Genomic DNA, 13,166 nt, shown 5'->3' with positions numbered 1-13,166 from the left:
CCCGCACCTTCGATGACGCTATTCCGCTAACGAATCTTATCAATATGGCGTGCGCGACAAGAAAAGTGACTGTCAGCGCATCGCGTGAGACGGCGACCACAATGTAACAGCCCGAAAGGTTACGGTTGTTTTGCATGAGGCCCACGTCGAAGTCGCACCGTCCACCGGCAATCAGCGACTGGATCACGCGGTATGCGTCCTCGCGGGACCTGAAGAAATAGCCCTGCCCCGCGACGTTCAGGGTCCATGGCCATGCCCGGCCATTGAAGGCGGACTCATTGAGCGCGATGCCCGCCAGCACCTTGGGATCGACGCTCGCGTGCATCAGCTCGAACGGCGCCGTCGCGCCTGCGCACGCCCAGCCGCCGCGACCTTCCGCGATCGCAGCCTGCGCGTCGTCATCAAGCACGACAGGTTGCAGCCAGCCCTTCTTCACCAGCAGACGCTCGAGCGGAACCTCGCGCGCATCGACAGACACCGTGATACCGGTCTCGGGATTGCTGCGCACCGGCTGGCCGACGAGTGGTGCGGCCCACGATTCGAACGCTTCCAGCCCGCAGTAGAAAACGGGTTTGCCATCGAAGTTCGCGACCGAGCGTGCGCCTGCCTGCGTCAGCACGACGCTCGTCGGGCTGACGATGTTCTCGATGGTCGCCGCGCGGCCTGTTATCGAAAGCGCCGCCAGCGAGAGGATGACGAGGCGCCTAGTCACCGCGGTACGGCTCCATGTAGATGTCGCGATTGACCTTGATCATGAAGCGGCGCTCGCCCGGGCCCGTCGTGATCGTGGGCGGGATGTTCTTGTAGCGATCGAGAACAGACTGCGACGTCTGCGCCGCGACCTGTCCGGCCGTCGTGCCCACCTGCGTGACGCCGAGCGGGCCAGTGGTGGTCGACGACGTGCCGCCCTTGTCGAATGCGCCCAGAAGGATCGCCGTGAGGAACGACGTGCCGAAGATCCTCAGGAAGTGGCTGTTGACGTCGCCGGAGAACCCTGCCGACCCATCTGCATCCGCACCCTGCCCGCCGTAGAGCGGCACATGCTTGCCGTTGGGTAGCCGCATTTCGGTTGCCGCCACGAGAATGGTCTGTTGGCCGGGCTGGATATCCGAACTGTAGGGCGCGGTGATCATCGTGCCCTTCGGGATCATCAGGCAGTCACCGCGAATGCTGTCGTAGACGTCCTTTTCCACCATGAGCGCAGCGGTGCCGGGACGATCGGAATTCAGCCCTTCGATGGAGAGCACCGGAATATGGTGCGGCGGCGAAAGCACGCAACCGTGCGCCTGCCCCACGAAGCCACCGCGGGAAAAATCCTCGCCATTGCCGGATTGCCCTGCTGCGGTCCTGATAAACGCCGTGTCGCGGTCCTGCGTCGATGAAACGGCGCCACGCCCGGCCTCCGGACCAATGCCCGCTGCCGCCAGCGCTGCGGCGACCTGTGCACCGGCTGCACCGGTGGCAGCCTGCTGGGCGGATGCCTGTCGCGCGGCAATCTGCTGCGGCGTGAGGATGCCAGGTGGCAAGGTCGCCTGCGCGGTCCCGGAATCCTTGACCTTGACGCCGGGCCGGAAGATCGCCGACGCGTAAATTGCGTCGGTATCCGCCTGTGTCTTGAGTTCGCGAGTGCGCTGGTCAGCGACGAAGTTATCCGCGGTCAGACCTGGCGCGAGGCTGGGCGCTGCAGCGGAAGCCGCGCGCGGCAACGCGGCAGCTCTCGCCTCGGACGCCGCAATCCGTCGTGCAGCCGATTGCTGATCCTCAATAATCTTGTCGACGTCCTGCGTGCTGTTCGACCTGTCGACCACTTCTGCCTGTTTGGCCTTCTTTGCCAGTTTCGCCTCGTCGTCGGCCTTGGCGCTCTCCTTGACCTGGTAGTAGAAGCCGAGTGCCGCAATGACGACGGCCGCGACCACGCCCGCGCTGATGAGCGCGTTGCGTGGCGACTTCCCCTTGACAATCTGCGCCTGCGCGCCCGTCGGCTGTCCGTTTAGCCCTGTCATGTGCGCGTGCTCTCAGAAGCCGAAGATGCCGGGACGACCGCGCCTGATCGTGACCTGGTCGTTCGCAGCGCGCAGGACGATCTCCTCGGGCACTTCCTGCACGACGATGTATTGCCCACGACGGATGAAGTTGGGGCTGACGTTGTCTCCATGATCCTTCACGATCGGCACCGCAAAAGGTGCATTCGCAGGCAGGCGAAGCCACACCGACTTGCCATCATCGAATACGGTCTCCGGCCGGAACGGCGCCGAACCCGAAACCGTGTAGTCGAAGTTCAGCTTGTCGGGCGACACACCGAGCGGCCCGGAACCATTGGCATTGGGTCCACCCTGCCCCGCATCGGTCGTGTCGGCGTTGCCATCCTCGCGCCCGCGTACCTTGGCCATCAGTGAACCGGGATAGTTGAACCGCACGGTCTGATAGAAGAGGCCACCCATCGGCGACGAGACGAGTGTCATGTCGTACTCGCGCTGGTTCGTCGTGAGGTGCAGCGTGTTGACGAGACCGGGCTTGACCGGCTTGATGAATACGTGGTTCGACCCGTCGGTATCCACGATCCACCGGATCGAATCGCCAAGCGCGGGCTCAGTCGCCAGCACTTCTCCGCGCGCCAGCTCGATCGTTGTCGTCTTGAGCGGCGCAGTCATGATGCGGTAGATCTGGTCGCGGCTATAGGGGAACACCGCCATGCGGGCGTCACCCGGCATGGTGATCGGGTCGGTACCGGCGTTATAGGGATTCACCGGGCTCATGGGATCGCCAATCGCAGTAGCGATATCGAAGGGTGCGGACGGAGCCGGGCTGCCCTTCCCTGCAGCAGACACTGGCGAGCAGACCACCGTGACGCAGGCAAGAGCCGCGACCCACGAGGCGAGCGTGCGGGAGTCGATCATCATTGCGTTTTCTGGATGGAGAACAACGGATAGAAAACGCCGAACGGGTTCGTACCGAGCGCGTCTTCCGAAGTCGGGGGAATGATCTGGTAGCGGAACGTCAGCGCGTACTTCTGCACCACCGGCTTGTCGGCCGGCGATTGCGTCGTGCTTGTTGTGAACTCCACCACCGCGGTCGAGTCTTCGAGCATCGCGACGTTGGTCACGCGCACTTCCCGCACCAGCTTCGGGTTGAGCGTGATCTGCTGGAACGGTGCATCCGTCTTGACCCAGTCGCCGAACTGGTTGCGAGCATTGCCGACCATCATGGCCTTCACGCCGTTGATGTTGCGAGCCATGCGCGATGTCTGGATGTCATCGGTGAGGACCGGCTCGATCGTGAACCATCGCTCGACGGTCTCACGAAGCGAGGTGCGGATAGCCTGATCGTCTGGCTTGTATGCCGTCAGTTGGGTAACGACAGCATGGCCGTTCGCGTCCCCCCACACACCATAGGCCTTCACGACGGACGGCGCTGGATTTCGGGTGTAGATTGCGCCGCCAGCAATGAACACGAGGATGAAGCAGAAGGTCTTCCAGTGGTTCGCTTCAACGCGCAGGCGCGAGCCGTTATCGAAGATGATCTTCTCGGGATCGTCTTCGGAGTAGCCCCCAGGGGCGGTAGACAGTGCTATCTGCTTTTTGCTGCGGAAAAGAGGCATGACGCTCGTTCCATTTGGACCGACTCCATTGAATCAGCCGCATGGGAAGCAACTCATGCAAAAGAGGTGCGATTTGTGGGCGCTTTCTGGGCTGTGGGGCTCGGCGATGGGTCGCGTCAGCCGGCTAACGGGCTTAAGCCGAAATGATGACGATTTTGGGGTAGCTTTCGGGGCAACGACTGCGAGCGTATCGAATAGGATCGTGGCTGTTTACATGGGTTACATGGAACCGCACAGTCACGTCATTGATTTAAAACGAGAATGTCGAGCTTTCGGTGTCAGCCGGCTGACGGAAGTTTTGGCGACGTCCAATTCAAAATGCCAAGTTCCTTAATCGCGACATGTGATCGCCCGGTTGATGCTTGAGGTTCCTTGACATTCGAGCGTCCGGGTTAGCCTGAACTCATTTTGGAAAGATCCATTATGCAGACAGATTCACTTACGCTTCTTCAGCGAGAGGCTCTCGCCCAATACAACAGCCTGCGCCAACGGAAGACATCGATCATCATGTTCGGGCGGCTTTGCCGCTCGTTTTTGAATCGGGAAATTTGGCGATCGCAGTCTGAATTGGCCTCAGCCTTGGGCATTTCGAAACCACACGTCAGTCGGTTGCTGCGCGCAGCAAAAGTCCCAGACGAAGTTATCCACACTTTTGGCGACGCACATCGCATTTCCTTTGAAACCGTGGAAACACTCGCGAAGATTGAAAAGCGGACTGGGCGTATACTCTTGATAGCGCGCGCCGTGAGCTTTGGCGCCCGTTCCGACCTCAAGGTGCACGAGATACTCGCGGGCCTGGCTACTGGGTTTCTGGCGCCGATCCGACAACAGGTCGTGAGGCTCACACGCCATAAAGAGGAAGGTTACATCAGGCTGTACTCGCCGCAGTTGACCAGCATTTCGTCGGATCTTCCGCGTCTTGAGAGGGCAATCAACGCGGTTTTGATTGGAGTGTTGCAACTTATCTGATAGGCCGCCGGTCGGGGACGACGTGTCCGTTGAGCTTCGTCGTTTTCATCGCCTGGTCGGAATGCATGTCCGCAAAATTCGCACAGGAAAGACGCCGGCGGAAACACTAGACGTTCTGCGGCCAACATGCGTTACAAGTATCGAACTGAGACTAGCGAGACTTGCCAGACCTTGACCTGTTGAATACGTAGCCGGCGAATCCGTCTTTTAGGTCGGGGTACTTCTGGATCGTCGGTTCAGCCAAATCGCTGGTTGGATCGATGCCCAGTCGACGCAAAGTGAGTTTGCCGGCGGGCGTTACCTTATAGGTCCGTCGCCAGTCCTCTCGCTGTCGAGGTGTCGCTGCTTCATAAGCTTCCCATCCGCGCCGGACTTCTTCGACTCTACGGTCCTGAGCACGCACATCCTGGGCGGCGATCCGCAACGCCGCCCGATTGACAGCCTTTTCTTTCACTTCGACTTCGCGTTGTTCTGTCAGCGCCAACGTTTCCTGGATCTCTACCATCTGACGCTCAGCGTCGGAGATGATCCACCCCTCCTTCAGTGCCTTCATGAAGAATCCCGCCGGACTCTTCGACACCTTACCCAGTTTCAAGCTGAAGCGCGTGCGCTCGATTGCCTGCTCCAATCGTTCATCGTTGTAGGTGTCGCGCGATGCCGCGATCTGGTTGAGTTGAGCGCTGGATAGCCCGAACTCCTGCTTCAACGTTTGATAGATCGCTTGCGCCTGCTCGTGAGTATGAAGTATGCGCTCAGCCATCTCTTTGCGCTCAATGCGGAACTTCAGGCGACCGATTTTCCGAGACCCCTGCTCGTTGCGCGTCTCGTATGAAAGCCTCAGGTCGGAGACCTCGTTGATCTGCTCAATAGCAGGTACTAGCCAGTCTCGTTTGAAGTACTTGAACTCGTTTGCCTTGGCACCCATTGCCCCTTGCCACAAACGCAATTCATCGAGCGTAAGCCAATCCGTTTCTCCGTCATCGGCGTATGGAAGCAAGTGGTCGTACATGACCCGTGCGTAGCTGAGGGTGAAGAGTGACGTAATACGCAGGCTGAGCCAATGCGACTTGCCTGGACCACGAATGATGTCTATGAGATCCGGAGGTACTCGAAATTGGAAGCGGCCGCCAGAGTACGAGATGCGTCCGATCAGTTGTACTGAGCCAAAGGGCTTTTCGCCATCGGCGTCCGGAGCAGTGGTCGCCTGGATCAATGCTCGTTGGGCTTCTGTGATGACTTGCTCGAGATGGGTGTTGTTGCGACTCGAGTAACGCATAAGCCATTTGAAGTAATCCAGCTCAACGTCATAGAGGCTACGCACCTGTTCGTCCTGAGCAACGATGAAATACGCCGCATCGATCAGACGTCGCGCTGCGACGCCTAAATCGATAATTCGAATAAGGACGTTCTTTCGCGCGAAGCCAATATCGGATCGCGCTGTGTCGACCGGTAGATCCTGACCGGTTGCGTCGTCGAACAAAGCCAAGGCCAGTTGCCGAGATGTGGCTACTTGCCCTGCAGTTGTCATGCGGCCTCCAAGGTTGCGGTCAAGGATATCTGGAGCGGTACGGTACCGATGGGAAGGTGCGAAGTCAACACAGATCACCTCACCTTGCTCGGCGGTCCACACAGAACACCTCACCTTTCACCCGCCCCTCGCCACAATTCGCCTCACCCTCGCGCCAAATCGCCTCACCTTGCTGCTCAATTTGGTTCACCTTGGGGTGGTAAACGCCTCACCCTAGCTCTCAATTAACAGCACCTTTGACACAATTCGCCTCACCTTGGCTATCTAACTTCCTGTTTTTTAAAGAAAGTCTGCTTTACGTTAGTTGTTTGTGGTTTTTGTTTATTTTGTAAACACTAACCACGGCGGGCCGAATGTGCGCGACGAACAAGCTGCCGCGGAGCGATGCAGTCTGCGTTTGTAAATGGGAAAGTGGGATTGGGCTGACGCACAGACCTGGGATCTGGGATCTTTGACAAAAACGTCGTCGGCCGGGCCTTCAGCGAAGGTGAGGCGAATTGTGTGGCGCACAAATGAGGGCCGAAATTTGGCGGCTTTTGAGTCCGGATAAGGTGAGGCGTTCTGTGTTGGCGGGTTTTATTTTTCGACTCCGGGCCCGTTAGTCGTCTCTCCCTTTGGCGATTTTCCGTTACAGTCTTCCGCTAATCAGGTCGGGTAAGTGGTTGAAATAAAAGGAAATAAACGTTGGAGACGATTGAACTCGCTGTTCCAGTCAGATTTCAATGGCAATTCTGCAGTGGGATGAGTATTCTACGGTTCGACGCGTGATCCACCAATAACCGTAGAAATCGATGGTGAGCGTGAAGAAATCAGCTCACCTAGACAAAACATAGGAACTGCAAAATGAACTTGAGCGAATTGCCTGGGATAGACAGGCGCGTGAAGCTCTCCAATCTCGGTGAGTTCGCTGAGCGTCTGTCAGTCATGGCGAATGAACTACGCGACCAGATTCTGGCTCCGCGACCTCGCAAGAACCCTCCCGTCTTCACGATTGGGGAGTTGGCAGAGCTATGCGGTATCGACCGCCAGAAGATTAATTATCTGGCGACTAAGGAAGGTGGGGAGCTTCCGCCGGGCATGGCGCACGGCACAGGCAGGGCGCGCATCTTCTCTCTTAAAGATGTTCGCACGTGGGTACAGCAAGTATCTGACATCTACCAGACTCCGCTCGTCACCGGCACTCGTGAGCATCGTGGCCGCGTGTTGATCACTGCGAACTTCAAAGGGGGCTCCTGCAAAACCACTACGACCATGTGCCTGGCGCAAGGTTTGAGCCTGCGCGGTCGCAAAGTCCTTGTCATTGACCTCGATCCGCAGGCGTCCCTCTCGGAACTCTGCGGCTTGTATGCGGAAAAGGACGTGACGTGGGAGGACACGGTCCTCCCTTTCATCTACGACCCGAACATCGAAGGCGGACTCGCCAGGAAGGTTCAAAGTACATATTGGGATGGCCTCGACGTTATCCCTGCACACAATTACCTTCATGACGCGGAGTTTCATCTTCCTACGGCGCAACAGACAAACCCAGGCTTCGAATTCTGGTCTGTTCTTCGCAAGGGAGTTGAACCGCTGCGGGCCCAATACGACTACATCATTCTGGACACCGCCCCGTCTCTTTCGTACATGACCCTTAATGGCCTGATGGCGGCAGATTCGATGGTTATGCCATTGGTTCCGGAGAGCTTGGACTTTATCTCCTCGGTATCTTTCTGGTCTCTGTTCGCCGAAGTCGCGCATGGGTTCGTGGAGCATGAGGTCGATAAGACGTACGACTTCATCTCTGTCCTCCTGTCTCGAGTCGACTATGGAACAACATCATCAGCGCCGGTTGTCCGCTCCTGGTCTCAACGTGCATATGGGGACTGGCTTAATACAACGGAGGTTCCGGCCAGTTCCGTTATGAGCAACGGCGCGTTAGCCTTCTCGACGGTCTTCGACCTATCGCGTTCTGATGCTGTTGCGAAGACTTTGGCCCGGGTAAAGCAACCGCTGCTGGACTACTGCAAGTGGATCGATGATCAGTATGTTGCGCAATGGAGGGCCGGACAATGAGCAACTTGCGTGAGCGCATGATGAGCAAGACTGCTGAGGTCCGGGCAGCGAAAGACATCAAGCTTGACCAGCAGCAAGAAAAACCCACCAGCCCGCGAACCGCCCCTGGGATGGCAGGAGCGTTAGCTCAGGCACAACAGCGAATAGTCGAACTTGAGAAGGCAGGCACCGCGTCGGACGTAGCCGTTGCGGACATCGTTCCTAACCCGTGGCAGCCACGGAAGGTGTTCAACGAAGCCAAGATGACACAACTCGCCGAATCGATTCGGGAAGCGGGGCTGGTTCAACCAATCGTAGTTCGACGGGCGGCGCCCGGCCATCAGATTGTTGCTGGCGAGAGGCGTTGGCGTGCCCACAAGATGATCGGGAAAGAGACGATCAAGGCTGTCATCATCGATCTTTCGGATGAAGAGATGGCGATGTTAGCCCTTGTGGAAAACGTCGTGCGCGACGACCTGTCCGACTATGAGATCGCTCGCTCTATTCGTAGCACCGAGAAAGAGTTTCCCAACCGGAAGCGTATGGCGGAAGGTCTGGGTATATCTCGTTCGGAGCTGTATCGCTTCCTCGCTTTTTCGGATCTTCCAGACTTTGTGGTCAAGGATCTAGATATACAGCCGAGACTCCTGGGGGCGAGTGCCGCAGAGGGCCTCGTTTCGGTCTTGCGGGACCAGAACCCGAAAACGGTCGAAGTGGCGCGAGAGGTATGGGCAAGAGTGGTGGCTGGGGAACTCGATCAATCGAAACTGGCGAGAACAATCAAGCAAGCCATCCAAAGCGGTGACAATGGATCGCGTAGTGTCAGTGACCGTAGCATCGAGAAAATTTTTGCGGGAAAGAACCAGGCCGGGTCGATTACGAAAGATGCTGTAGGATTTACCGTGAAGATTCGAGCCGGAATGCTTACGGACGAAAAAGAGAGGCAGATACGGATGCTCATCGCTGAGCTTTTTTCGGGCAGCAACTGCTGAGTAAGATAAAGGTGCCCCAAGAGGGCACTTTTTTTGGCGATCCCTCCTCAACTTCTGGCTGTGCGCGTGTCCCAACTTGGGACACGCGTCCCCCGTCGTAGAAAGGCTCAGCAATTTGGGGGATCATATCCCCTCGATTCGGAACTTTAGTTGTCGCGGACTGAAGGTGGCAGCGACGATCCTTTTTGCCGAGCGAGTGTCCCAAGTTGGGACACGTGTTTTTTCGGGCACTCTCTCGCCGTCAATATTGATTTACACAGCGCAGCATGTGCGGTCGAAGGCCCGCGTCGCGGCATAACCGCGCCGGGCGAAGGCCCCACATGAGGGCATAAGCCACGCCGCCTTCGCTGCAGCCGATCGTTGGATGCAACGGGAAGCGACTTAAACGTCGGCTCTTGCCTGCTCCTGAACGGTGGCGAGCATCATTGCATCGGTTGCGACCATTCGTGATCTTCGCCGCTGACAACAGATCCAGTTTGGCCGGACGCGGGCAAAGCCCCGCCGTTTGCGGCGAGAGAAGAAAGCGCGGACGCCAAAGGGGTCTCGACATTGTGTCAACACCGATACGGTTGCCTGCATGCAACGAACTTCAGGCGCACCGATCGAACTGATGCCAAAGGTGGCCCCAAGTGCTTCCTCTGTCGCATTTCCGGTCCTAGCCGGTCCGTCAATAACGACGTGCTGATGTAGCCGGTCAGACGCTAGGCTGGCCACGCGGGGATGTGCCAAGGACTAGCCGCATGGCGCGATAGCGAAGAAGCGGCATCGTCGGCCGAGGCCCCGTTCACCCCTGCAACAGAGCCTGAATGATCAGGCGCGTGGTTGCGCCCGCTTCTGCGAGAAGTGTGGCGCTCACGCAGATCACGAAGCGCGGCCACTACGACGGCTTCCCCTACCCACCAAAACAGAGCCGGGTCGATTTCAGGGTTACGCCGCGGAGTTCCAAGAGTCGCATCATGGAAGGTGCACAGGGCAACGTTCCGGTCAGTCACTGGGTGTTCCAAACGCCGCGCGACTCGAGCGGCATGATCCGCAAGCGACATCAACCATCGGCTTACTGGGCATTGACCGGTTTGCCGCGTTCTCCGATGTTTCGCATCTTGAGGCGCTCAACGGATCAGGCGGTACTAGAGACGTCTCGCGCTTGCGCAGCGCTTGCTATGGAGGACCTGTAGACGCGCAGCATGGCGAAGTCGACTGCGGGCACGCTTGGGTATTTGGTCAGAACATACAGGCCAACTCTGTCCTGAACACAGTGATTCTCCAGTAGGACTGGGGCGACGTTCCGCGTCAACTTGAGCAAAAGCACGACTGAGAGGGTGGCTGGCTCGCTTCCGTGCCGAGCAGAAAAGCGAGACGCATCCTTCCGGCGGACACGTCTCAGCAAATAACCGCAACACATGGGCGAAATTCCGCTTGTATTGCGTACGGCCACAGGGAACCCTGTCGATATGGCATGACACAATTAACATGCCGCGCCGCGGCGGAACGCTTTCAGCAGCGAAGAGCTGGACATGCCCCGGCTAATCTGTAGAGAGATGCGGCAGTCCGGTCGCTCTGGGAAACTGGAACCCGGCCGAAGCGACGACGCATGATGCTTGTCACGCGTAGCGCCGCAGGAATCTCCGGCCTTCAGGCCAAGGAGGATGGCGAATACGTACAAGCAGTTCTCGAGACGAGCTCGTAAGCGCGAGATGGTTGGTCTGCGGCGGCACGCCGCGCTAGACGCAGTATCTCGTCGACGCGCTCGCTCATCCACTCTCGCGAACTCTCGGTGTCGATGCAGAATGTGCCCCCGGGCGGCGCAAAGCAAAATCCCTGGCATAACTAAGGAGTTGCCGTCATGTTGGCCTGAGGCTTAGTTGGAAACTCGAAATTCCCGCGGCAGAATTGCGCGCCGCCTCTGTGAAACATTGCCGAACAATTTCTGGCAGCTCCCAAGCCCCGTCTGTCAGCGCTCTTGCGGCTTTGACCGCAATTGTTTCACGGCTGGGTCCTCGATATGATCGGCAAAAAGACTAAGAGCTGTCGCTCGGACGGGGCCTTCGCCGCACGGACGCGTCGGACGTAGTGAACATTACGTAATTTGTAGCTTGCCGGATTCTGCGCGGCTGGCTGTCCGAGAGGACTTCTGTCAATGATGGAAGGCGGTATGACGAAACAAGACACTTCGCAGGCCGCCCATGGGCCCGACACAGAGATCGCCAACTTAGTGGAATTCATGCATACGGCGGATGCGCGAAGCGTCAATGCCTTGATGGTGGCGACCAACGGGGAAATCGGTCGGGGGCGTTAGGAATTGAGGAGGGAGGCGAGGGTGGGGCGGCATACCGCGAGGCACTGATTAAGCGCTCGGTACCGATATGTCGCGGCGACTTCGGTTGGCGCATTGTTGCGCAGATGCGGGCTCTCTAAAGGCTTGGCAGATTGAACGAAATTGGCCCAGATGCGCGTGAAGCCTCGTCGTTCACGGCTGAGCTTTACCCACAAGTTACGGACCTGAATTAAAGATGCGGAACATCTCGGTGATTTCGTGCAAGACGAGGAAACCTCGCCAGATGACCGTGGCGCCGGGTGGTGGATCATGACGTCGATTCAGGTAGCCGCCCAGGGCGGCAATCCATCGTATCGCCTTATGCAGCGACGGCACCGTGTCCGGTGGCCGGGTGGTTCGATGCACTCGGCAATACAGGGCTTGCCATTCGACGGGCTGGAGGACCACCTCACAAGGCAGGTCACCGTCCAGCCGCGCCAGCAGCGTGGTGTAGAGAATGCGCCAGGCAATGACCGCGAACAGGGAGGTGGCCCGAACAAAGCGTTCGAGCGTGCCGAACTGGCGGGCCTCGATGCGGCAGCCACTCTTGAGTACCCGGTGCCAGGTTTCAATCGTCCAGCGCCGTGCATACCATTGCAGCCGCTCAAGTGCCTGCCCGGGCGAGTGAGTGGGCACTGAGGTGAGCAGCATCCATTCGAGTGGCTCGATACCGGCAGGCGGTTTGTCCTCGATGACGTGCACGGCGAAGACGTCCAGCTCGGGCAAACGGGTCCGCGTCTGAGGCGGTCGCAGACGTACGCATGCGTATCGCAATGTCAGGCGTGCAGTGCGCTGGGGGCGAGTCCCTTTGGCCGGCACCAGCAACTCGGTGTGACCTGCTGCGGGGGTGTCCAGTACTGCTTTCCAGAGATAGCGCTGGGGGTGCCGCGCGCAGCGGTTCCACGCCGCGCGCACCAGCCAGTCCACTCCGTCCGGGCGTTGCGCAGCAAACAGTTCATAGACATCGCTTTCGCGATCACCGATGCCAATGACTTGCGTGTGCTCACAGCGCGACTTCAGCGCCGACAGGTGCGCAAGTCCCTCGATCCACTTGATGCTTTCCTTCTCGTGGATGGGCCGGGATTTGCGCTGCGCGGCGCTGCCCTGGGTCTCTTCGCGACGCGCCCACGTCTTCATGCCCAGTACGCCGAGTGGCAAGCCTTCCGGACTGACCGCCAGCAGGCTGTGCATCAGGAACCCGCGTTCATTGCCACCGGTACAGCGCCCCAAACCATCTGTGGCAGGCAGATGCGTCAGGTTGAATTCGGTGGTGTCCTGTATCGCCAGCACCACCGGGATCTGCTCCATACGGTGCAGCGTCTGCGCGATATGCGGCGCCAGTACACCGTCGGTGTCGATCTGGTCGTTGTCAAAGAACCGGTAGGCCGCCTTCAGTTCAGCAGGCGAGAGAGCCTGCGGCAGCGACGTGTGGGGGCTGCTCGCCAGTTGACGTGCTAACACAATCAGGCGATGCGACAGGCGAGCGTCTCCGAGATTCGCTTGCGCGAATTCCTCGCTCGCCCAGTCTGCCGTGTCGTCTCCGATCGCCAATCCGCAGCCGCTACATCAATTGAATGCGCGAAAGTTAACACCGTCCGATCCAGTTTAGGAAGCTCTGCAGAAGTCGTTTTCGTAGCGGCGATTTTCCACACGCATCGCAGTCTGAACGGCGACGACATTCCTTGTGCGGAGATCGCCCGGTACAGTCACCAGTCGGAGGCTGTACCGGTGAAA

General features: G+C 58.5%; 9 protein-coding genes. 3 read left to right on the top strand and 6 right to left on the bottom strand.

What is annotated here, in order from left to right; all coding sequences use genetic code 11:
* The 4 genes from VSR82_RS38655 to VSR82_RS38640 form a co-directional block, all read right to left on the bottom strand.
* Nucleotides 1-619: lysozyme family protein (locus tag VSR82_RS38655; RefSeq protein ID WP_498858787.1), on the bottom strand; the 619-nt coding region annotated here is incomplete at its 3' end.
* An 85-nt stretch (nucleotides 620-704) separates the two neighbouring features.
* Nucleotides 705-2,003, bottom strand: a complete 1,299-nt coding sequence (locus VSR82_RS38650) for a TraB/TrbI/VirB10 family type IV secretion system protein (RefSeq protein ID WP_498858786.1) — start codon at nucleotides 2,001-2,003, stop codon at nucleotides 705-707.
* 12 nt (nucleotides 2,004-2,015) lie between these two features.
* Nucleotides 2,016-2,900: a TrbG/VirB9 family P-type conjugative transfer protein gene (locus VSR82_RS38645; RefSeq protein WP_498858785.1), complete on the bottom strand. Its 885-nt coding sequence runs from the start codon at nucleotides 2,898-2,900 to the stop codon at nucleotides 2,016-2,018.
* A complete protein-coding gene (locus VSR82_RS38640; protein ID WP_410852906.1) occupies nucleotides 2,897-3,598 on the bottom strand; it encodes a VirB8 family type IV secretion system protein in 702 nt (233 codons plus the stop codon). The genes VSR82_RS38645 and VSR82_RS38640 overlap by 4 nt, the downstream gene beginning before the upstream one ends.
* A gap of 423 nt (nucleotides 3,599-4,021) precedes the next feature.
* Here VSR82_RS38640 and VSR82_RS38635 point away from each other — a divergent pair, with 423 nt between their 5' ends.
* The gene (locus VSR82_RS38635; protein ID WP_410852905.1) at nucleotides 4,022-4,567 is read left to right on the top strand and encodes a hypothetical protein; all 546 of its coding nucleotides are present in this window, start codon (nucleotides 4,022-4,024) and stop codon (nucleotides 4,565-4,567) included.
* 151 nt (nucleotides 4,568-4,718) lie between these two features.
* Here the strand turns inward: VSR82_RS38635 and VSR82_RS38630 are convergent, their stop codons facing one another.
* A complete protein-coding gene (locus VSR82_RS38630; protein ID WP_410852904.1) occupies nucleotides 4,719-6,095 on the bottom strand; it encodes a replication initiation protein in 1,377 nt (458 codons plus the stop codon).
* Nucleotides 6,096-6,938: 843 nt separating this feature from the next.
* Here VSR82_RS38630 and VSR82_RS38625 point away from each other — a divergent pair.
* Nucleotides 6,939-8,147, top strand: coding sequence for a ParA family protein (locus VSR82_RS38625; RefSeq protein ID WP_498858784.1), 1,209 nt, complete (start codon nucleotides 6,939-6,941; stop codon nucleotides 8,145-8,147).
* On the top strand, nucleotides 8,144-9,118 hold the full coding sequence (locus tag VSR82_RS38620) for a ParB/RepB/Spo0J family partition protein (protein WP_410852902.1): 975 nt from the start codon (nucleotides 8,144-8,146) through the stop codon (nucleotides 9,116-9,118). Before VSR82_RS38625 ends, VSR82_RS38620 begins: the two co-directional genes overlap by 4 nt.
* Before the next feature lie 2,491 nt (nucleotides 9,119-11,609).
* On the opposite strand, the gene VSR82_RS38615 is transcribed toward VSR82_RS38620, so the two are convergent.
* Nucleotides 11,610-12,983, bottom strand: coding sequence for an IS4 family transposase (locus VSR82_RS38615; protein WP_429463723.1), 1,374 nt, complete (start codon nucleotides 12,981-12,983; stop codon nucleotides 11,610-11,612).
* Nucleotides 12,984-13,166 lie beyond the last annotated feature (183 nt).

It is taken from the genome of Burkholderia sp. JPY481, assembly GCF_038900515.1.
GTDB lineage: Bacteria > Pseudomonadota > Gammaproteobacteria > Burkholderiales > Burkholderiaceae > Paraburkholderia > Paraburkholderia youngii.
Note: the sequence above shows the minus strand (reverse complement) of the source record. Positions and strands in the feature narration are given on the sequence as shown.